Consider the following 20,435-nt stretch of genomic DNA (forward strand, 5'->3'; position numbering starts at 1 on the left):
ACCCCATTACGTGAAGGCCAGCAAGTCCGCCACGCTCAACCAGCGTATCCGCAGCGATCTGGAAAGCCGCATCCTCAGCGGAGAGTGGGCGCCGGGCTTCCGTATTCCGTACGAGCACGAGCTGATGGAGCAGTACGGCTGCTCGCGGATGACCGTGAACAAGGTGCTGACCGCACTGGCCGAGAGCGGCATGATCGAGCGCCGCCGTCGCGCCGGCTCGTTCGTGGCGCGGCAGCCCCCGCACCTGGAGCAGGTGGCGCTGGAGATTCCCGACATCGCGATGGAAGTCGGCTCGCGCGGCCATCAGTACGCGTATCGCCTGCTGCAGCGCGACCTGCGCCTGGCCGACGCCGGCAATGCCGGTGAAGTGGAGCTGGCGGGCCAGGAGACGCTGCTGGCGATGCGTTGCCTGCACCTGGCCGATGGCCGTCCGTTGGCGCTGGAGCACCGCCTGATCAGCCCGGTGGGCGTGCCCGAGGTGCTGGAGGTCGATTTCAGTACCACCGCGCCGGGCAGCTGGCTGCTGCAGAACGTCTCGTGGACCCGTGCCCAGCACCGCATCAGTGCCTGGGGCGCGGACACCGCCACCGCCAAACTGCTGGACGTGAAGCCCGGCACCGCCTGCCTGGTGATCGAGCGCCTGACCTGGCGCGGTGAGCAGCCCATTACCCGCGTGCGCCAGGTGTTCCTCGGCGACGCCTGGGACCTGGTCGCGCGCTTCGCGCCGGGCGCGCGGTAGGGGCCGGTTCGCTCAGCAGGCACTGTCGCCTTGAACTCTGTCGGGGCGTGTGTACGATGTGTATCGTCCCTGCATGAAGAGAAGGGACCTCATCCGGGAACTGGAAGCGGCGGGTTGGACCTGTCGACGGATTCGCGGATCCCATCATGTATTCGTGCACCCGCAGTGCCCTCACATCATCACCGTGACTCATCCAAGGAAGGATCTGGGGAAGGGGCTGCTGCTGGCGTTGCGGAAGCTCGCAGGGCTGACGTAGGAGGTCCCATGCGATATCCAGTCTTGATCGAGGCAGGCGATGAACGCACCGCATGGGGCGTCGTGATTCCGGATCTGCCGGGGTGCTTCTCGGCGGCCGACACGCTTGATGATGCGCTCAGTGCTGCGGAAGAGGCGGCGCTCGCCTGGATCGACGCGGCCCTGGATGACGGACGCTCGATTCCGACGCCTTCCGCACCCCAGAAAATCGCCGCCGAGGCATCAAAGGGCACCCGCTGGATTCTCGCCTACATCTGCATTGATCCGGCGCTGTTGGACGACACCATCGAGCGGGTCAACATCAGCCTGCCACGCCGGATCCTGGCGAAGCTGGATGCGCAGGCCAGAGCGGCGGGTGAATCGCGTTCAAGCTACATCGCCCATCTGGCTGCATTGGGCTGAGCAGGCGCCATGTAGAGCCGAGCCCATGCTCGGCTGCTGCTGCTCGCGCGTTGCGCGATGAGTCGAGCGTGGCTCGACTCTACAAGGGCATCCACGCGTGGCGTGGATCTACTGAATCCCGGTTGGGATTACGCGATGCGTGCGAACCCCCGGTACACCCACGCCATGCGTGGATGCTGCCTCATCAATACGTAGCGCACTGTCGCCAGCGTACGGGCTCATCCACGCCGGGGCGGGCGTTGAGCTGGATGCGCACGTTGCGCAGGGCGGGGTAGTGCAGCACTTCCTCGCAGACCCGCGGCCACACCGCTTCCAGTTCGCCGGTGCGGTTGATCGCCAGGGTCTGGCGGGTCAGCCAGACGCCGCTGGCGATGCCGGGCTTGCCGGCCAGTGCGCGGGCCAGATCGGCCTGGAAGCGCTCCAGCGTGGCGGCATCCGGGTTGGGATTGCTGCGCGCGTCGGCCGCCGGGGCGACGGCAGTTTCGGGAGCAGGGGCGGCCGCAGGGACGGCTTCGATCGGGGCAGGTTCGGCGGCTGGCGCGGCCGAAGGTGCTGCCACCACCGGCGCCGCAGCAACCGGCGCGGCCTCTTCCACATGCAAGCCCTGCAGGCCCAGGCCGACCAGCAGCCCCAGCGTGACCGAACCCAGTGCGGCGATGGCAATGCGGCGCAGTGCCTCATGCCGGGCGCTGGCACGCACGCGCGCTTCGATATCGCCGGGCAGGTAGGGCTGCAGCAGCGGCCACAGGCGGGGGCCGTCCAGCACTTCAACGGCCTGCTTTTCGGCGGCGCCACGGCCGTCGCGCTCGATCCGGCCTTCGGTCAGCAGCACGCCGCCCTTGGCGCCGGCCAGGCGCGCGGCCGCACCCAGCTCGTTCACTGCGGCGGTGCCGATGCGGTAGGCCAGGCCGTGCTTGCACGACACCAGCCATTGATTGGGGCCATCGCTGAGCAGGAAGTCGCTGCTCGGCTCGCGGGCATCTTCGGTCGGATCGATCAGCTCACGCAGGCCACGCTGTTCGCGCAGCATGCGCTTGACCAGTACCGAGAATTCGCGCCAGTGCATGCCGGCCAGAGCCTGCAGGCCGAGTTGCATCTCCTTCTGCCGCCGCTTGATCCACCACAGATAGACAACGGCCAGGGAACAGGTAAGCAGGGCCGACAGCAGGGCCAGGATCCAAGGGAGCATGCAGGAGTAGGGCGGAAGGGGCGAAAGCGGAGAACGACAGTGTAAAGGTCGCGGTGCCCGGCTGGGTCAGGATGTTCCTGACAGGAAGCGTGATGGAGCGCGCAGATCGGCGCACGGCGGGCACGAAAAACCCGCCAATCCTGAAGCCGTGAGGGGAGGGAACAAACGGCAGCCGAAGCGATTGGCGGGTTGCTCGCGATTGTCAATCAATTTTTATTGCATTGCAACAATTGGACTCAGGGCACGCTGTCCGGCGATTGATGGCTGCCCGGCGCAGGGGCGTCGGTGCCGGACGCGGCGCGCGTTTCCAGCTTGGCCAGGCGCGCGTGCAGGGCATCGATGCGGGCTTCCAGCGCGGTCACTTCGTCAGCGGTGGGGACATGCAGGCGCTTGAGCACGCCCTGCACCTGGTCATCAAAGGCCTTCTCGACCTTGTTCCAGGTGCCGGAAGCTTTCTCGCGGGCCTCGTCCAGCGACGTTTCGACGTTGTCACGCCAGCCCGGGCCCTGTTCGCCATTGCGCTCACGGCGGCGCGCTTCCCAGGCTTCGCCTTCCTTCACCAGGCCGTCGAAGAAGCGGCTGCCCTCGGCCTGCGCGCGGCCCAGAGCGCCCAGCCCGGCCAGCCAGACCTGCTGTGCCGAATCGCTGAGCTTGCGCGAGAAGCGCTCGGCCTGGTCACCGAAAGAGGCGTCGTCGTTGCGGCGGTCGTCGTTCTCGTAGTGGTTCATCGCACTTCCCGTGGGAGTTGGGCCTGCCCCGAGAGTAGCGCGCGTTGGCGTTGCACGGCCGTGACGGCCGCCGCCGGGGTTCAGCCCAGCTTTTCCTTCAGCACGCGCTGGATCTCGCCTTCGACCATGCCCTTCATCGCCGACAGCAGGAACCCCAGCTTGGCGGTCACGCGCACGGCGCCCGGCTGCAGTTCGATCGCACCGTCCACGCCGCTGCCGGAGAAGTTCAGGACGTCGGCGGTCCAGGACGACTTCAGGCCGAAGCGCTCGGACAGCTTGGCAGCGACCTGTTCGATCGCGGCGCGCGCCTGTGCGTCGGGCAGGGCGTGGGCGTGGCGGACATCGATGGTGGACATGCAGGCTCCTGGCGCAGGGCGGGGATGATCAAAGAGGGCGAGCATTGTGCGCATCGCGGGCCGCCGCGCCAAGCACTCATCGCAGGTTCTTCTTCGTTGGCGGCCAACCTGCTAGGCTGCGCCGCGTGCAGAACCTGCTTGTTCACTTCAGTCAACAACAACAGCCCGACCAGCCCCTGCGGCCCGGGGTGCAGCGCATCGTGCGCCAGGCCAACGGCAGCGTGCGGCTCGGCGATGCCGGCAACGGCGCCCTGTTGCTGGCCCAGTTCTGCATGGACGATCGCGGCCTCTGGCTGCAGGTCGGCAATGGCATCCGCGGCATCCACGTCAACGGTCGCCCCGTGCGCCGGATGGCCCTGCTGCGCGCGGGCGACGCGGTGTACGTGGATGGCGTGGAGATGGTGCTGCAGGGCGAAGTCGAGAGCCTGCTGCAGGCGCCTGCGCCGAAGAACGAGGATGGCAGCGACGAGCAGCAACGACTGCTGCGCGGCGTCGGCGGCCTGCACCATGGCCGTAGCTTCACCCTGTCGCGGGCCCGCCTGATCGGCCGCGGCAACGAGGCCGACATCGCCATCGATGACCCGGCCTTCGCCGAACAGCACGCCCGCGTGGAAGTGCACGGCGAGCGCGTGCTGCTGCGCGACCTGGGCAGTGCCGACGGTACCCGGGTCAACGGCGTGGCCGTGCGCCACTGCTGGCTGCAGGCCGGCGACCAGGTGGTGTTCGATGGTCAGCACCGGTTCGTGCTGGAAGTGCCGCATGATCCGCGCCGGCGGCCGCTGCCCGCCGAGGACGACGCCAGCCACGAGGCCGAGCAGGCGCCGGTGCTGCCGACCGCGCCCCGCAGGGTCCGGCGCTGGCCGTGGCTGCTGGTCAGCGCACTGCTGCTGGCCGCGCTGCTCAGCCTGCTGCTCTGGTTCGGCGCGCGCTGACGGCCGCGCGGTGATGGTAGTGCCGGCCGCTGGCCGGCAGCCGCTGCCCTGTATCGCTGAGGTTGCCGGCCAGCGGCCGGCACTCCCCCGTCGTGTCGCCGATGGATTCCAATGAAACCAAATTTCCCTTGCCGCACTAGGCCGCAAGGCTGGTGCACTGCGGCATACTAGGGGTCTTGCCCCACAGGTGTGACATGACGCGCGCGTTCAACTTCAGTGCCGGCCCTGCGACCTTGCCGGAATCGGTCCTGCGCCAGGCGCAGGCGGAAATGCTGGACTGGCACGGTACCGGCGCCTCGATCGTGGAAATGAGCCATCGCGGTGCGGAATTCATGTCCGTGGCCGCCGAGGCCGAGGCCGACCTGCGTCGCCTCCTCGACATCCCCGAAGACTATGCGGTGCTGTTCCTGTCCGGTGGTGCCACCACCCAGCAGGCGCTGATCCCGCTCAACTTCGCCGCCCCCGGCCAGCGCGCCGACTATGTGGTCAGTGGCCACTGGGGCAAGACCGCGGTCAAGCAGGCCGGTGTCTACGTGGACGTCAACATTGCCGCCAGCAGTGAAGCCAATGGCTACCGCGAGCTGCCGGCACGTGCCGACTGGCAGCTGTCACCCGATGCCGCCTACGTGCACATCACCGCCAACGAGACCATCCACGGCGTCGAGTTCCGTGATGTGCCCGACACCGGCAACGTCCCGCTGATCGCCGACTTCAGCTCGTCCATCGCCAGCGAGCCGCTGGACGTGCGCCGCTACGGTGTGATCTATGCCGGCGCGCAGAAGAACCTGGGCCCGGTCGGCATCGCGGTGATGATCATCCGCCGCGACCTGCTCGAGCGTAGTGGCCAGCCACGCGCGGACATCTTCGATTACCGCTCGCATGTCGCCCGCGATTCGATGCTCAACACCCCGCCGACCTGGAACTGGTACCTGGCCGGCCTGGTGTTCAAGTGGATGCTGGCCGAAGGCGGCGTGGCCGAATTCGCCAGGCGCAATGCCGCCAAGGCCGCGCTGGTATACGGCGCCATCGATGGTTCCGGCGGCTTCTACCGCAACGAGGTCGCACACGCGGCCCGTTCGCGGATGAACATCCCGTTCTTCCTGCCCGATGCCGAGCTTGATGCCCGCTTCGTCGCCGAAGCCAAGGCCGCCGGCCTGCTGGCGCTGAAGGGGCACAAGGTGGTCGGGGGCATCCGTGCCTCGCTGTACAACGCCATGCCGCTGGCCGGGGCCGAGGCGCTGGTCGCCTTCATGGCCGATTTCCAGCAGCGTCACGGTTGAGCAATGAACGGCGCGCACCGTCGGGTGCGGGCCCCGCAACAAGGAATTCCGATGGCAAGCAGCAAATCCAGCAAGAAGGCGCCGAAGAAGGCCGAACCGGCCAAGGGCAGCGCGCCCACCAAGGCGAAGGGCAAGGCCAAGGCCGCCTCGAACCCGGCACCCACCCTGGCGCCGCTGGCGCTGGCCGATGTGCGCTCGAAGATCGACCAGATCGACCGCGACATCCAGAGCCTGATCGCCGAGCGCGCGCGTTTCGCCCACCAGGTCGGCAAGGCCAAGGGCAAGCTCGCCGCGGCCGTCGACTACTACCGCCCCGAGCGCGAAGCGCAGGTGCTGCGCATGGTGGTGGACCGCAACGAAGGCCCGCTCAGCGATGAGCTGCTGGTGCACGTCTACCGCGAGATCATGTCGGCCTGCCTGGCCCAGCAGGAACCGCTGAAGATCGGCTACCTCGGCCCGGAAGGCACCTTCAGCCAGCAGGCGGTGCTCAAGCACTTCGGCCGCTCCGCGCTGGGCCTGCCGATGGCCAGCATCGAGGAAGTGTTCCAGGAAGTGGAAGCGGGCAACGCCGATTTCGGCGTGGTGCCGGTGGAGAATTCGGGGCAGGGCACCATCCAGATCACCCTGGACATGTTCCTGACCTCCAACCTGAAGATCTGTGGCGAAGTGGAACTGCGCGTGCAGCAGTACCTGATGTCGCGCAGCGGCCGCATCGAGGACATCGAGCGCATCTACGCGCATCCGCAGTCGTTCATGCAGACCTCGGCATGGCTGCGCGCCAACCTGCCGAAGGCCGAGAAGATTCCGGTCTCGAGCAATGCCGAGGGTGCACGTCGTGCGCGCAACGCCGATGACGCAGCGGCCATCGGCGGCGAGAGCGCCGGCCATGTGTACGGCCTGAAGAAGGTGGTCACCAAGCCGATCCAGAACGATGCCGACAACACCACCCGCTTCCTGGTGGTGGGCCGCAACATCTTCCCGACTTCCGGCCACGACCGCACCTCGGTGCTGGTGTTCATCCATGACAAGCCCGGTGCGCTGTTCGACGTGCTCAGCCCGTTCGCCCGCCACGGCATCAGCATGAACCGCATCGAGTCGCGGCCGTCGCACCACGGCAAGTGGGAATACGGCTTCTTCATCGATCTGGCCGGCCACATCGACGACGCGCCGATGCAGGCCGCGCTGGCAGAACTCGAAGCGCACTCGGCGCAGATCAAGGTGCTGGGCTCCTATCCGGTGGCCGTGCCCTGAGTGCTGCTGTGGCGGCCATGGCCGCCGCTCCCTGATGCATCGCCGGCGCTGCCGGCGTTTACGGAACGATCGAACGATGAGCAACGCGCAACACTGGATCGCCCGCAAGGGCCAGCCGCTGCAGGGCAGCCTGACCATTCCCGGCGACAAGTCGGTCTCTCACCGCTCGGTGATGTTCGCCGCGCTGGCCGATGGCACCTCGCATATCGAAGGCTTCCTGGAAGGCGAAGACACTCGTGCCACCGCGCGCATCTTCAGCCAGTTGGGCGTGCGCATCGAGACCCCCAGCCCGTCGCAGCGCATCGTGCATGGTGTGGGTATCGACGGCCTGAAAGCACCGGATGCACCGCTGGACTGCGGCAATGCCGGTACCGGCATGCGTCTGCTGGCCGGGTTGCTGGCGGGCCAGGCGTTCGACTGCACGCTGATCGGCGACGAGTCGCTGTCCGGCCGCCCGATGCGCCGCGTGACCGGCCCGCTGTCGCAGATGGGCGCGAAGATCGATACGGAGAGCGATGGCACGCCGCCGCTGCACGTGCATGGCGGGCAATCGTTGCACGGCATCGACTTCGCCTCGCCGGTGGCCAGCGCGCAGATCAAGTCGGCGGTGCTGCTGGCCGGCCTGTATGCGCAGGGCGAAACCAGCGTGCTGGAACCGCACCCGACCCGCGATTACACCGAACGCATGTTGTCGGCGTTCGGCGTGGACATCGAATTCTCGCCGGGCAAGGCGCGCCTGCGTGGTGGCCAGCGCCTGCGTGCCACGGATATCGTGGTGCCGGCTGACTTCTCCTCGGCTGCGTTCTATCTGGTGGCCGCCAGCATCATTCCCGGTTCCGAGCTGCGCCTGAAGCAGGTTGGCCTGAACCCGCGCCGCACCGGCCTGCTGCACGCGCTGCGCCTGATGGGGGCGGACATCACCGAAGAGAATCCGGCCGAGCAGGGCGGTGAACCGGTGGCCGATCTGGTGGTGCGCTACGCACCGCTGAAGGGCGCGCGCATTCCGGAAGCACTGGTGCCGGACATGATCGACGAGTTCCCGGCGCTGTTCGTGGCTGCCGCCGCCGCCGAAGGCCAGACCGTGGTGACCGGTGCGGCCGAACTGCGGGTGAAGGAATCCGATCGCCTTGCGGCGATGGCCACCGGCCTGCGTGCGCTGGGCATGCAGGTGGACGAAACCGAAGACGGCGCCACCCTGCACGGCGGCGTCCGCCTGGGCAGCGGCACCATCGAAAGCCACGGTGACCATCGTATCGCCATGGCATTCGCCATCGCCGGCCAGATCAGTGACGGCGAGGTGCGCATCAACGACATCGCCAACGTCGCCACGTCCTTCCCGGACTTCGATGGCCTTGCCCGAAGCGCAGGATTCAACCTGGCCTGAAAGGCCGCGCCCGGCGGATGACGCAACTCGGTAGGTGCCAACCTTGGTTGGCAGGCCCATATCACCCGGTAGGTGCCAACCTTGGTTGGCACGCGTCTCCGCATAAAAGGACGGAGGCCGAAGCCTCCGTCTAAACATCACGAACCCCTCGTCCGCGATCAACGCTGTTCGGTACGGAAATCCACCGGAACCCGCACCACACTGGCCACTGCACGGCCTTCATGCATCGCCGGCTGGAACTTCCAGTTCTGCACGGCGCTCAGCACCGCACGATCCAGGTCACGGCTGCGCTCGCCGCTGCGCGAAACAATCGCGGCATTGGTCACCTGGCCACGGGTATCGACATTCAGGCTGGCGATCACGCTGCCCTGCACGCCGTTGCGCAGCGCTGCAGCGGGGTAGGTCGGCTTGCTGTTGCCTGCCAGCGGGCGCGCCTCGCGATTGCGTACCGCAGGGGCGGCTTTGTGCTGGCTGCTGACCGGTGCGGCCTGGCGGGCAGCGGGCGCCTGCACGTCGGCGACCGGCGCCTGCTCGGGGGCGGGCAGCATGCGCTCGCCGACCGGTGCCGGCGCCACGTCTTCCTGGTTGGAATGACGCAGCCAGAGCAGGGCGGCGGCAAACATCGCCACGATCAGCGCGATCCACATCCAGGGCGACGTGGGCTTGTGCTGTTCGCTGGCTTCCTGCTGCAGTTGCGGCGAATGAAGGTCTTCGTGGGTGGTGGCGGTCATCGCAAACTCCTTCCGTCAATGGACGACGGGGAGAGTGTTGCGCGGGCCAGTGGCGGGAAGTGTCAGCGTTGCGTCAACGCGACCGGCAGGGTTCAGTTTGCCTGCCGGGAAACGTTCAGTTACTGGGTCTTGAAGTCGAACGGCACTTCAATGCTGCCCGGTACGGCCTGGCCGTTGCTCTGTGCCGGGGTGAAGCGCCAGCGGCGCACGGCGTCGGTGGCGGCACGGTCGAGCTCGCGTGATCCGCTGCGCTGGATCACGGTGGCATTGTTCGGGTAGCCGGTGGCATCCACGTCCACGCGCACCACCACGCTGCCGGTCTCGCCGGCGCGCAGCGCGGCGGCCGGGTAAGCCGGCGGCGGCGACTGGCCGGCAATCGGCATCGGCTGGCTGTTGCCGGTGGCGGCCGGTGCAGGGGTCGGCGCGGCCGGGGCCGGTTCAGCGATGGGCGCGGGCGGTGGCGGGGCGGTTTCGACCAGCTTCGGGGCGTCGTCCTCTACCGGGGCCGGCTTGGCGTCGGGCATGTCGCTGGAGCCTGCGGCTGCGGCCAGCGGTTCCGGCAGCGGTTCCACCTGCGCGGTCTCCTGCGGGGTCTGCGCGGCCGGGTCGGCACGGAAGAACTCCTTGTCGCGGCCGGTCAACCAGACCAGCACGAACAGCAGCACGCCCACGCCGAAGGCGATGCCGGCGATCTTCAGGGCGTTGCGCGGGATATGCACAGTGAACGACTTGGCGGACGACGAGCGGGGTGCAGACATGGACCGGACCAGTACGGAATAGCCCGATTCTGCCACGCCAGGAATGAACCGGGCGGCAGAAATCCGTATAACAAGCGATAATCCCATCCCTGATACCCACCACGACACCTGCCATGCTTGATCCAGCCCTGCTCCGCCACCAGCCCGCCGACCTCGCCGAACGCCTGCGCACCAGCCGCGGCTTCGAGCTCGACGTGTCTGCCCTGGAGTCTTTGGAGGCTGATCGCAAGCGCATCCAGGTGCGGACCCAGGAGCTGCAGAGCCTGCGCAACAGCCGTTCCAAGGCCATCGGCCAGGCCAAGGCCAAGGGCGAGGACGTTTCGGCCATCATGGCCGAGGTCGCTGCCTTCGCCGACGAGCTGAAGGCTTCGGAAGTGGCGCTGGACGAGCTGCGCGAGAAGATCGAAGCGATCTCGATGGGCATTCCGAACCTGCCGGCCGAAGACGTGCCGGCCGGTGCCGACGAGAACGACAACGTCGAGCAGGCGCGCTGGGGAACCCCGCGCCAGTTCGATTTCAAGGTGCTCGACCACGTTGAACTGGGCGCCCGCAACGGCTGGCTGGACGGCGAGACCGCGGCCAAGCTGTCCGGTTCGCGCTTCACCGTGCTGCGCGGCCCGATCGCGCGCCTGCACCGCGCCCTGGCCCAGTTCATGGTCGACCTGCACACCGGCGAGCACGGCTACGAGGAAACCAACGTGCCGCTGCTGGTCAACGCAGACTCGCTGCGCGGTACCAGCCAGCTGCCGAAGTTCGAGGACGACCTGTTCAAGACCGCCGTGGGTGATTCCACGCGTTACCTGATCCCGACCTCGGAAGTGCCGCTGACCAACATCGTGCGCGACGAGATCGTTGACGCCGAGCGCCTGCCGCTGCGCATGACCGCCCACTCGATGTGCTTCCGCGCCGAGGCCGGCAGCGGTGGCCGCGACGTGCGCGGCATGATCCGCCAACACCAGTTCGAGAAGGTCGAGCTGGTCTCGATCAGCCGCCCGGAAGACAGCGATGCCGAACACCAGCGCATGACCCGCTGCGCCGAAGTGGTGCTGGAAAAGCTGGGCCTGCCGTACCGCAAGGTGCTGCTGTGCACCGGCGACATGGGCTTCTCGGCCATCAAGACCTACGACCTGGAAGTCTGGCTGCCGTCGCAGGAGACCTACCGCGAGATCTCCTCGTGCTCGAACTGTGGTGACTTCCAGGCCCGCCGCATGCAGGCCCGCTGGCGCAACCCGGCCACCGGCAAGCCGGAGTTGGCGCACACGCTGAACGGCTCGGGCGTGGCCGTTGGCCGCGCGATGATCGCGGTGATGGAGAACTACCAGAACGCCGACGGCAGCATCACCGTGCCGGAGGCCCTGCGCCCGTACATGGGCGGCCTGGAAACCATCGCCTGATTCCCTGATCGGGTGGGTGCCATGCCTGCATGGCACCGCATCCACGCATGGCGTGGATCTACTGGAGGATGTTGCACGCGCCCGGCATGAATTCACCAATGCCCCAGTAGATCCACGCCATGCGTGGATGAACCACCGCGATCACTCCACAGCCCGCAGCTTCTCCAACGGCACCCATCCCGGTTCGCCGATTTCCGGCGCGCACCACGCCCAACCATTGAGCGTGCGCACCCCGCGCAGCACCTGCCCAGGATCCACATCCAGCTCCCGCGCGCAGTAATCCTCCGTGGCAAACGCGCCACCCTGCGCATCGCGGCCGATCACCGGCGCCGGCACGAAACCGGGCTGCTGCCCCTCGGCCTCGCACAGGAACCAGTCGTCCCAGCCCTCCGGGCCTTCATAACGTTCGCCCACCACCAGCGCCTGGCCGCGGCGCAGGGTGATCGGATGTGGAAATTCGCTGCGGTGCGCAGCCGTCACGATGTAGTCCATGGCCCCAGCGTAGCGCGCCCACAAAAAAACGGCCCCGCAAAGCGGGGCCGCCAGGGTGGGCCGGGATGGGGGAGGGGATCCCGGCCCGCGTTCAGCGCCCAGACGAGGAGAGAGGGGCGCCGAACGTTGGAACGCGTTACGCCGCGACGGCTTCGGCCACTTCGTGCGACGGGAGTGCCGCAAGCGCGCCGGCAATGGCGTCTTCACGGTGCTGCGGCGAGTAGGCGATGCCTTCGGCGCGCACGAACTCGACTTCGTTGATGCCCATGAAGGCGAACACCTGGCGCAGGAACGGCTCCTGGAAGTCGGCCGGCGAGTCGGTGTAGATGCCGCCGCGGCTGCTGGCGATGATCACCCGCTTGCCACCGGCCAGGCCCACCGGGCCGTTCTCGGTGTACTTGAAGGTGCGGCCGGCCACGGCCACGCGGTCGATCCAGGCCTTCAGCGTGGAAGGGATGCTGAAGTTGTACATCGGTGCGCCGATCACCACGATGTCGGCCTCCAGGAACTGCTGCATCACCTGTTCAGCATCGGTCGCCTCGGCAGCATCGGTCTTGGCCAGCGAGCTGCTGCGCAGATGCGGTACCGGATTGGCGTCAAGATCGCGATAATCGACCTGCAGGCCGTCGATCTGGCCGGTGAAGCGGGCGACCACGGCGGCCGACAGCTGGCGGGACACGGAGTTGTCGCCAAGCACGCTGGCGTCGAGATGCAGAAGCTTCATGGCAGTCACCTATGTTCTGGGAGGAAGGGGCGGGGTGCCCCGCCGACGGAGAGAACGATAGGTTGTTGCAAAGGCGGGATAAAGGTGGTTGAATGCCACGTATTGTTCTAGATATGGAACTCGGGCATGCATGACCTGAATGATCTGTACTACTTCGCGATGGTGGTCGACCACGGCGGATTCGCCGCCGCCGAGCGCGCCTTGGGCATCCCCAAGTCGCGACTGAGCCGCCGCATCAGCCAGCTGGAAACCGACCTGGGCGTGCGCCTGCTGCAGCGCTCCACGCGCCGTTTCGCGGTCACCGATGTCGGCACCAGCGTGCACCGCCATGCGCAGACGATGCTGGCCGAGGCCCAGGCCGCACGCGAAGTGGTGGACCGCCTCAGCGCCGAACCGCGCGGTGTGGTGCGCGCCAGCGTGCCGGTGTCGCTGGCACAGATGCAGCTGCCCAAGCTGCTGCCCAAGTTCCTCGAGCAGTATCCGAAGGTGCGGCTACAGCTGAACATCAGCAACCGCCGCGTGGACATCATCAATGAAGGCTACGACGTGGCCCTGCGCGTGCGTTCGCGCCTGGACGACGACGGCAGCCTGGTGATGCGCAGCTTCGGCCAGGTGCAGGAACTGCTGGTGGCCAGCCCGAAGTACCTGGATCGCGCTGGCCGCCCCAAGGACCCGGAAGAGCTGACCCAGCACGTCACCCTCAGCATCAGCGAAGACGAAGCGCGCCAGCGCTGGGAGCTGCATGGCCCGGAAGGCGAAGTGCGCCGGGTCGACCTGCAGCCGCGCGTGGCCGGCTTCGACTTCCCGCTGCTGCAGAGCATGGTGAAGGACGGCTTCGGCATCACCATGCTGCCGGAAACCGTCTGCGCCGACGCCGTGCGCAACGGCGAGCTGGAAGTGGTGCTGCCGGACTGGTCGCTGCCGCAGGGCGTGTGCCATGCCGTGTTCGCCTCGCGCCGCGGCCTGCTGCCGGCGGTACGCGTGTTCATCGACTTCCTGGCCGAGCACCTGCCGCCGCAGCTGGAGGCCTCGCGCCTGGATTGCGGTGGCGCCTGTGAAAAAGCCAAGGAGCGGATCAAGGCCAGCGCGCTGGGTGCGCTGGCCGTGGATGCCGGCTGAGAGCGCTGAAGGGCAACGCCGGGCCATGCCCGGCGTTGCTGTATTCCGGCGCCGATCAGTTCCGGCCGAACAGCCGGTCCCAGAAACTACGGCGTCGCGGCGCGGCCGGTGGCTGTTCGGCTGCAACGACGGGCACTTCCAGCACCGCCATCAGCTCCGCGCTGCGTGGCTTCTTCAGGAAGCGCGCATAGTCCAGATAGCTGGTCACCTTGCTCATGTGCAGGCGCTCGGGCATCGCCGGCAATGCGCCGCCCTGCAACAGCACACGCAATGCCTGCGGACGGTCCAGGCGGATCGCCTCGAACAGCGCGGTGCCGCCACAGCCCGGTTCGATCTGGTTGGCGCGCTGCGGCGCATCCACCAGCAGGGCTCGCAGCGCCTCCGCGTCATCGCGCTCCACGGCGGCCACCAGCCGCGCCAGCGCCTCGGCTTCCGCAGCCGGCAGGTTGTCGCGATAGGCTTGGTCGGCAATCTCGCGCTCGTCGCGCCCATCACCGCCCTCGATGCACAGGAAATCGGTGACCAGGGCGACTGGAATGCCGGACGTATCCAGCGCCCAATAGCTGGGATAGACACCGTCGCCCCAGCCGCTGGTGAATACCACCAGGCCGTGCGGCGAGTCCTCGCCCCAGGGGCGGTACTCGGCGCCTTCATCCAGGCCATCGTGGTCGATCAGTGCATCCGACCATTCACTCTCTTCGTCGCCATCAGCCTGTTCGATCAGGGCCAGCAGCGCCTGCTGGGTGTCGGTGTCCATGAAGCAACCGATACCGGCGTCGACCGGATAGCCGATGAAGCTGTCCTCGTCCAGGCCGGTCAGGTCCTGCGTGGTCCAGCGCGCCATCTGCCAGTGCAGCGCGGACGCGGTGAGCAACTGGCGCGGCCTGAACCAGACCACGGCCAGCGCCGGGCGGCCGCTATGCACGATGATCTCGACCGGGTGCCGGCCCAGCGGGGCGGTGTAGTCGGCCAGCGCGGGCGCCTCGGCCTGGACCAGCGGATCGCAGACCACCAGCTGCCCACTGCTGACCGGCAGGTGCCCGGCGAAGGTGCGGTGCAGGGCCACTGCGGCCAGCTGGGTGTCGTCCAGCAGGCAGGTGCGCAGGTTGGCCAGATCGAGATGGGCCATGGCGGCTCCGAGTGCGGTGAAGGCCCCCACCGTGCCGGATGCGGAGGGCAGGAGCAAGGTGGTCTTGGGCAAATGCCCTTCACGTGCGAGAATACGCCGCTGCCCGGGCGACCGGGACCCGATTGGAGAGATGGCCGAGCGGTTTAAGGCACCGGTCTTGAAAACCGGCGAAGGGTTAAACCTTCCGTGGGTTCGAATCCCACTCTCTCCGCCAAGACAATGTCTAAGACGCTGTTTGCAGCGGGTTTTTTGTTCCACGTTGCTCGTTCCATGTTTTCGCCCGCATTCTGTGGATTCGTTGTTTCGGCGCTGAAGCGGTCTATGTCCGCTTTCAGCCATGCCGCACGCGGTCCACTTGGTTGCCGGCTCCGGTGCGAGAACATTGCGCTCAATCAGATCACTCACGCCTGGCGGCGTCACGGCCGCACCTGCACGCCTCCCGCGACGCGGGTGCGAGGCCAGCCGTGCAGGCCGTTGGCTGTCATCAGGCGCGCCATTCGTTGGAGGCTGGCAGTCTAGCCCTCTTCAGCCAGGTCTTCGCACATGCGGCCAGCCCCCAACGTGCCGCGGCTGCCTTCGTGTAGTTCGCGTATCCGTACGAGCGGCGCTCATTGTCGACTTGCCGGGCGCTCGCAGGGTGCTTTACCCCACTCGTAGTAGCGGCTGGCCGATACCCTCACGCAGCGGCCCATCAGTCGAATCGGAAACCCATCGCGGCGTCGTTCGATTACCCGATTGCTCAGGATGCCTCCGTTGCAAAGAACGTTGCCACATCTCGAAAAAATCGCGTTCCGTTTGCTTGCGACACGAATTGATGTCTGGACGGATCTGATCTGGCAAGGAGCTGGAAAAGCCATGGAACTCAAGGACGCGGTATCAAGTTCGCTGCGACCAGGCCGACTACTGCATTTCTGGGTAGAAGTGCGATTGCTTCTCCACTTCGGTAAATAGAGCTGTCATCAGCGAGGAGTTGGGTTTGAATCTGGATCTTTCGAAGTGGTCGCTTCTGGAAAAGTTGAGCGACTTCCCATTTGTGCTCAGGATGAGCGCGTTCGCCTTGGCTTCGGACTTCGCGTCAGCGATGATTTGGCACAAGAGCATTGTTGAGCTTTCACTGCGCGAGCTGACGGAGCGCCCCGGTCTTGCCCTCGTTTTGATTGTGGTCTTCGGGCTTGCATTATCTGTCGGTGCAGTGATGGTGCAGATAGTGGTCCAGTTCGGCCTCATTCCTATCGCTCTTGCGATCCAAGAGCGGCTTCCGGTCGACGAGCGGGATGATTCGTCGCCGCCCATGGGATACGTCACGCAATTTCAGGCAATGAAGCACCTCATGGTACATCCGGACCATCAATGGTTAGCCAGACTTGAGGCCTGCTTGGCAAAGCACCGGGAGGAAGAGCGAGCTTGGTTGGTGACGGTGCGAAATAGCATTGCATGCATGGCACTGAGTGCTGCGAGTTGGTGTTGGGCGGACCAATCACTACTCTCAGTGTGGGCTGACCGTTGGATTTGGACTTATCTGGTTGTCCTCTTGCTCCTGGGGACGCCCCTGATGCTATTCATCTGGAGGGGCTTTGACAGCGAGCCACTCATGTACTGGCCTGATCTCTATGACGTCTTGCGAGCGAAGCGAGAGGAAAACACAAGAAAGCCGGCTTTTGTGAGTCGTGCTTCATCACGAAGATAGACCCCGCTCCCAACATCCGACGTTCCCCGCTTTCAGTAGCGGGGTCCTTTGGAGTCCAGATTTCTTCGTAGTGGCTTTGGCCGCCAACTGTTGGGCATAGGCCGCCGGTGTCAGGTCGCCCATGAGCTTCGCCGGTCGCTCCTCGTTGTATTTCCCTCGCCAGATCTCGAGCTCGACGTGGGCATGCAGCAGTTTGGGAAAACTGCGCTCGTTGAGGCATTCGACGTAAGGGCGGCCGCTGAACCTCACGACGTAGACGTTCGCCCTCCGGGACGAATCCGGACAAACTAACGACGCCCACCCTTCGGCTTGTTATGGCACAACGGATAACTCGAGCACGACCGGAAAGCCCCGTGCGGCCCATTCCGGTCCACGAACACGCCCACCTTGCACACGGGGCAGCGCTCTTCGTGGATGGCCGCGCCTGAAACCGCGGTCACTTCCACTGCGCCGTCCTTCACCAGCTCATCCAGGAACGGCGAGTGCTTGCCCTGCAGGGTGAACATCGCCACCGACCGTCGCGCACGCGTCAGCGCGACATAGAACAACCGCCGTTCTTCGCTCAGCGGATAGGTATCCCCATCCGGCATGGCCAGCGAAAGCACCGGGTCATCCGCGCGCAGGCTCGGGAAGCTGCGGTTGATCATGCCCGGCAGGATCACGTAGTCCGCCTCGCGCCCCTTCGATCGATGTGTGGTCAGGAACTCGACGTCCATCGTGCTGCCGAAGGCCGCCTTCCAATCCGAAGGCACTGCACCGCGATCCGCGCGATACCGCCCCAGGACAAAGACCGTCACACGCCCGTTGCGGCCCTGTGGAACGGCCCCGGACAGCAGCTTCTGATGCAGCTTGGCGAGGTACTGGCGAACACCATCCTGCACCTCCTCACGCCGGTTCATCTGGAACGCCTGCAGCACCGGGCCCATCGCCGGCGTAGCTGAGCGAACTGCTTTGGCGATCTGCGCGGGGTTGCGGCTGATGAAGCGGCTGGACACATCGCACAGTGCCTGCGGGCAGCGGAACGTTTGCTCCAGTTTCAGCACCTGGCCATGGCCCATCCACTCGCGGAATCCGGTCATCACCGAAACGTCGGCACCGGCGAAGCGATTGATCGATTGCCAGTCATCGCCCACCGCGAACAGATAGCGGCCCGGTTGGCTGACCAGCGCTCGGCACAGGCGCGCACGGGCGCGCGATGCATCCTGGAACTCGTCGGCCATCACCAGTTCGTAGGGTGATTCATAGTGGCCCTGTTCCAGCAGCCCGGCCGCCATGTTGAGCATGTCCTCGAAGTCGATGCTGCGCTCGTCAGCCAGCGCGTTATCCCAGGCCTGGAAAACCGGCCCGGCGATCTCCAGGAAGCGCCGGTAGCGTTCCTTGAACTGATCCTCGGGCATCTGCCGCAGGCGCGCCGCCATATCGTCCAGCGTCAGGCAGTTGCTCTTGGCATGGGCAATGAAGGTCCGCATCAGGCCGATCAGGTCCGCGTCCGGCATCGGCTTGGCGCCCTGGTCAGGCAGCTCGCGATCCGGGTTCGGGTCGAGCTCGACATCAGACGCGCTGAGCCGCTCCGCAAGATCGTGCAGCGCCTGTCCACTGCGCAGGCCAAACGACGTCGTCTCGACCAGGGCGGTGCCGCGCGCCACATGCTGCTGGCGCTTCCAGTGCATCCCTTCGCTGTAGTTGGCAAAGTGCTTCGGCGGCTGGCCATCGGCATCCAGCGCGAAGTGCTCGTGATACAGCCGGGCGTCCGGGTAGTAGAAGTCCGGACGATACTGGCGGTGGGTGTCTGTCGCGGTATCGAACTCGTAGCGCCGCTCGTAGTCGTAGGCCACGCCGTTGTAGAACAGCCAGTCGGCGATGACGCACTCTTCCAGGCTCTTCACCCGCTCACCCTGCAGGGTACGCATGTAGGGCGTGCCATCGCGGTCGTAGCCATCGGCCATCATGTCGGCACCGAACGGCGGAAGGTCGCGCCCGAACACCAGGCGGAACATGTCCCACTGGGTGCGGAAGTGGGTCGAGCGGTCCTTCAGGTCGTCCACCAGTTCGGCCAGCTTGTTGAAGCCCAGCGTCGCGTCGACCGCCCATTCCGGGATATCGGGCTTGCGCCCTGTGGCTTTGGCGATGATGGACAGGCCGAGGGCGTGGAAAGTCCGGGCCTCAACCACGGTATCGCCCATGCCGAGCCGGTCGAAGCATCGCTGTGCGCGCGCTTCCAGCTCCTTGGCGGCGTCCTTGTTGAAGGCGAGCATCACGATCCGTTCGGGTTCGACAAAGCCACGATCGATGGCATAAGCGGCCTTGGCGACCATCGTGGAGGTCTTGCCAGAGCCGGCCGCGGCCACGACCTGCACCCGGTTGTCGAAGCAGATGACGGCACGGGCCTGTTCCTCGGTCAGCGGTTTGCTCTCGACCCGGTCCAGGAAGTCCTTGGCCAGCACCCGCTCACGCGTTGCCATGGTCGCGTTGGCCTCGGCCCAGGTGGCGGGCCAGTCCAACTGCCAGTCGTGCAGGGCATCCAGCGCAGCACGATGGCTGTGCGAATGCAGGTCGCCATGCACGCTTTCATCAAGGAACAGTTGCTCCAGCTCCGCCGGCTGCAGCGGCAGGGAGGAACGTTCGGCCAGCAGCGCCTGCTGCTGTTCGTGGGTGATCCAGCGGCGGCCGGCACGGCCGCGATCGATGAGGGCGTCCGCGGCGCTCAACCACGCCTGGATCTGCGCCAGGATCGTGTCAAACAGAGCCTTGCGCCCGCGTGTGGTGCGCACAAAGCGCACCTGCTGCAGCGCCGCCGCAAGCCGGGACGCCTGCGCGTTGGCAAGCCCGTCCACCGACAGCCTCAGTGCGCCTTCTGTCTTCAGCTCGACCCGCGACCAGAAAAGCCCTGGAATGACCTGCACGCTGTGATCGTCATCCAAGCGTTGCCGGTATTGCTGACCGGCGACGTTCAGCTCGATGCTTTCGCCATCCAGCCGCAGCCACCAGTGTGGCGAACGAGTCACACGTTGGCCCCAGATCGAGGGGCGCCATTCCATAGACATCCAGGTACTGCCTTGCAAGCGTCAACCGGGCATGTAGAGCCCCTAATCCCGCATGATAAGGGGCCTTGACGTTGCATGTGGCCTTTCACACGCGGGCAGGGTGCGTCCGGGAGCCGTCCATCGCGGCCCACCCAATTGCCTGGCGCATGGCATCATGACGCGCCTGGATCCAGGAGCAGGTAATGCAAATCGACTGGGACCGCGTGGGAACCTTGAAGCACACCAGCGGCGGCTACGATATCCGGACGGATCCATTGAGGATCCTGGTGACCACTGCGAAGCAAGGGCACGAGGGCGAAGTCTCCGACATGCTGATCGTGATGGACGATGGCACCGTCATTCCGCCAGACGGGATCCTGCGTTTGGCACGGGCGCCGGGTCGGATCCCTTAGGCGTTCGGAAACCGGCAGCGCCAGCGGCAGTTGCTGAATCAGCAGTTGCTGAATCACTCGTAGGCACGATCCCGCTTTGCAGGGGGGACTTCAACCGCGTCGCCACGCCGGATCAGCTCATCCAGATCCACCGCCGATGCCGCCAGTGCATCCTGTGCGTCGAAATCCCACCTGTTCCTGTAGTCCCGCGCCAGCAGGTCGCAGACCGCTTTTGCGCGCTGGTAGGCATCGTCTTTTCCCTCGGCCTGCTGCAACTCACCGCGATGGATCTGGCACAGCATGAGCTGGTGCGCGTCCTCGGCGCGCTGGCGCTCCCAGTCGATGTCGGGCAGGCCCGAAAGTGCGGCGGCAAGCGCGAATGCGGTCATTGGCATGTCGAGGATCCAGCGGCAGTGGGAGCCTGAGCGTATGCGACCGGCGATGGCCGAAGGTCACTGCCGCACCGTGTG

The 20,435-nt window shown here is 66.3% G+C and carries 21 protein-coding genes, 1 tRNA gene and 2 pseudogenes; 12 read left to right on the forward strand and 12 right to left on the reverse strand.

The window, feature by feature from the left end:
* Positions 1-10 precede the first annotated feature (10 nt).
* From hutC to ACXI0D_RS15980, 3 genes are all read left to right on the forward strand, one after another.
* A complete protein-coding gene (hutC, locus tag ACXI0D_RS15970) occupies positions 11-739 on the forward strand; it encodes a histidine utilization repressor (protein ID WP_088026455.1) in 729 nt (242 codons plus the stop codon).
* Between the two features lie 73 nt (positions 740-812).
* A complete protein-coding gene (locus ACXI0D_RS15975; RefSeq protein WP_080347459.1) occupies positions 813-995 on the forward strand; it encodes a type II toxin-antitoxin system HicA family toxin in 183 nt (60 codons plus the stop codon).
* 23 nt (positions 996-1,018) lie between these two features.
* On the forward strand, positions 1,019-1,396 hold the full coding sequence (locus tag ACXI0D_RS15980) for a type II toxin-antitoxin system HicB family antitoxin (protein ID WP_479642791.1): 378 nt from the start codon (positions 1,019-1,021) through the stop codon (positions 1,394-1,396).
* A 184-nt stretch (positions 1,397-1,580) separates the two neighbouring features.
* Here ACXI0D_RS15980 and ACXI0D_RS15985 read toward each other — a convergent pair whose 3' ends face one another.
* The 3 genes from ACXI0D_RS15985 to ACXI0D_RS15995 all read right to left on the reverse strand — a co-directional run bounded on the left by ACXI0D_RS15985 (position 1,581) and on the right by ACXI0D_RS15995 (position 3,669).
* A complete protein-coding gene (locus ACXI0D_RS15985) occupies positions 1,581-2,585 on the reverse strand; it encodes a restriction endonuclease (protein ID WP_049443238.1) in 1,005 nt (334 codons plus the stop codon).
* A 236-nt stretch (positions 2,586-2,821) separates the two neighbouring features.
* Complete coding sequence (locus ACXI0D_RS15990) at positions 2,822-3,313, reverse strand: phasin family protein (RefSeq protein ID WP_014037692.1); 492 nt, start codon at positions 3,311-3,313, stop codon at positions 2,822-2,824.
* A gap of 80 nt (positions 3,314-3,393) precedes the next feature.
* Positions 3,394-3,669: a polyhydroxyalkanoic acid system family protein gene (locus ACXI0D_RS15995; protein WP_005417302.1), complete on the reverse strand. Its 276-nt coding sequence runs from the start codon at positions 3,667-3,669 to the stop codon at positions 3,394-3,396.
* A gap of 125 nt (positions 3,670-3,794) precedes the next feature.
* On the opposite strand from ACXI0D_RS15995, the gene ACXI0D_RS16000 reads away from it, so the two are divergent.
* The 4 genes from ACXI0D_RS16000 (at position 3,795) to aroA (ending at position 8,516) form a co-directional block, all read left to right on the forward strand.
* Positions 3,795-4,601, forward strand: a complete 807-nt coding sequence (locus ACXI0D_RS16000; RefSeq protein ID WP_049443239.1) for an FHA domain-containing protein — start codon at positions 3,795-3,797, stop codon at positions 4,599-4,601.
* Positions 4,602-4,795: 194 nt separating this feature from the next.
* The gene (gene serC / locus ACXI0D_RS16005; protein ID WP_049443240.1) at positions 4,796-5,881 is read left to right on the forward strand and encodes a 3-phosphoserine/phosphohydroxythreonine transaminase; all 1,086 of its coding nucleotides are present in this window, start codon (positions 4,796-4,798) and stop codon (positions 5,879-5,881) included.
* 51 nt (positions 5,882-5,932) lie between these two features.
* Positions 5,933-7,132 (forward strand): prephenate dehydratase, encoded by a 1,200-nt coding sequence (pheA, locus tag ACXI0D_RS16010; protein ID WP_049443241.1) that lies wholly within the window; start codon positions 5,933-5,935, stop codon positions 7,130-7,132.
* Between the two features lie 76 nt (positions 7,133-7,208).
* Positions 7,209-8,516, forward strand: coding sequence for a 3-phosphoshikimate 1-carboxyvinyltransferase (aroA, locus tag ACXI0D_RS16015; protein ID WP_479642792.1), 1,308 nt, complete (start codon positions 7,209-7,211; stop codon positions 8,514-8,516).
* Positions 8,517-8,674: 158 nt separating this feature from the next.
* Here the strand turns inward: aroA and ACXI0D_RS16020 are convergent, their stop codons facing one another.
* Positions 8,675-9,247, reverse strand: a complete 573-nt coding sequence (locus tag ACXI0D_RS16020) for an energy transducer TonB (RefSeq protein ID WP_479642793.1) — start codon at positions 9,245-9,247, stop codon at positions 8,675-8,677.
* A 119-nt stretch (positions 9,248-9,366) separates the two neighbouring features.
* Positions 9,367-10,005, reverse strand: a complete 639-nt coding sequence (locus ACXI0D_RS16025; RefSeq protein WP_042359252.1) for an energy transducer TonB — start codon at positions 10,003-10,005, stop codon at positions 9,367-9,369.
* 113 nt (positions 10,006-10,118) lie between these two features.
* On the opposite strand from ACXI0D_RS16025, the gene serS reads away from it, so the two are divergent.
* On the forward strand, positions 10,119-11,399 hold the full coding sequence (gene serS, locus ACXI0D_RS16030) for a serine--tRNA ligase (RefSeq protein WP_049443244.1): 1,281 nt from the start codon (positions 10,119-10,121) through the stop codon (positions 11,397-11,399).
* Between the two features lie 141 nt (positions 11,400-11,540).
* Here the strand turns inward: serS and ACXI0D_RS16035 are convergent, their stop codons facing one another.
* Positions 11,541-11,891 carry an SH3 domain-containing protein gene (locus ACXI0D_RS16035; RefSeq protein WP_049444380.1) on the reverse strand — a complete coding sequence of 117 codons (351 nt, stop codon included), beginning with the start codon at positions 11,889-11,891 and terminating at the stop codon, positions 11,541-11,543.
* Between the two features lie 136 nt (positions 11,892-12,027).
* Positions 12,028-12,615: an FMN-dependent NADH-azoreductase gene (locus ACXI0D_RS16040; RefSeq protein WP_100442319.1), complete on the reverse strand. Its 588-nt coding sequence runs from the start codon at positions 12,613-12,615 to the stop codon at positions 12,028-12,030.
* A gap of 126 nt (positions 12,616-12,741) precedes the next feature.
* Here ACXI0D_RS16040 and ACXI0D_RS16045 point away from each other — a divergent pair, with 126 nt between their 5' ends.
* On the forward strand, positions 12,742-13,734 hold the full coding sequence (locus tag ACXI0D_RS16045) for a LysR family transcriptional regulator (RefSeq protein WP_005410175.1): 993 nt from the start codon (positions 12,742-12,744) through the stop codon (positions 13,732-13,734).
* A 55-nt stretch (positions 13,735-13,789) separates the two neighbouring features.
* Here ACXI0D_RS16045 and ACXI0D_RS16050 read toward each other — a convergent pair whose 3' ends face one another.
* A complete protein-coding gene (locus ACXI0D_RS16050; RefSeq protein ID WP_479642794.1) occupies positions 13,790-14,863 on the reverse strand; it encodes a DUF4241 domain-containing protein in 1,074 nt (357 codons plus the stop codon).
* 124 nt (positions 14,864-14,987) lie between these two features.
* Between ACXI0D_RS16050 and ACXI0D_RS16055 the strand changes: the two genes are divergently transcribed.
* A tRNA-Ser gene (locus ACXI0D_RS16055) sits at positions 14,988-15,077 on the forward strand.
* 137 nt (positions 15,078-15,214) lie between these two features.
* On the opposite strand, the pseudogene ACXI0D_RS16060 reads toward ACXI0D_RS16055, so the two are convergent.
* Positions 15,215-15,645: pseudogene (locus ACXI0D_RS16060) on the reverse strand (IS3 family transposase); the annotation flags it as partial.
* Positions 15,646-15,839: 194 nt separating this feature from the next.
* On the opposite strand from ACXI0D_RS16060, the gene ACXI0D_RS16065 reads away from it, so the two are divergent.
* Complete coding sequence (locus ACXI0D_RS16065; RefSeq protein WP_101765733.1) at positions 15,840-16,550, forward strand: hypothetical protein; 711 nt, start codon at positions 15,840-15,842, stop codon at positions 16,548-16,550.
* An 81-nt stretch (positions 16,551-16,631) separates the two neighbouring features.
* Here ACXI0D_RS16065 and ACXI0D_RS16070 read toward each other — a convergent pair.
* Positions 16,632-16,811, reverse strand: a pseudogene (locus tag ACXI0D_RS16070) (integrase core domain-containing protein); the annotation flags it as partial.
* Positions 16,812-16,837: 26 nt separating this feature from the next.
* A complete protein-coding gene (locus tag ACXI0D_RS16075) occupies positions 16,838-19,588 on the reverse strand; it encodes a UvrD-helicase domain-containing protein (protein WP_479643103.1) in 2,751 nt (916 codons plus the stop codon).
* A 188-nt stretch (positions 19,589-19,776) separates the two neighbouring features.
* On the opposite strand from ACXI0D_RS16075, the gene ACXI0D_RS16080 reads away from it, so the two are divergent.
* Positions 19,777-19,986, forward strand: coding sequence for a hypothetical protein (locus ACXI0D_RS16080; RefSeq protein WP_479642795.1), 210 nt, complete (start codon positions 19,777-19,779; stop codon positions 19,984-19,986).
* A gap of 53 nt (positions 19,987-20,039) precedes the next feature.
* On the opposite strand, the gene ACXI0D_RS16085 is transcribed toward ACXI0D_RS16080, so the two are convergent.
* The gene (locus ACXI0D_RS16085; protein ID WP_479642796.1) at positions 20,040-20,354 is read right to left on the reverse strand and encodes a hypothetical protein; all 315 of its coding nucleotides are present in this window, start codon (positions 20,352-20,354) and stop codon (positions 20,040-20,042) included.
* Positions 20,355-20,435 lie beyond the last annotated feature (81 nt).

Source organism: Stenotrophomonas sp. C9D9 (genome assembly GCF_056491205.1).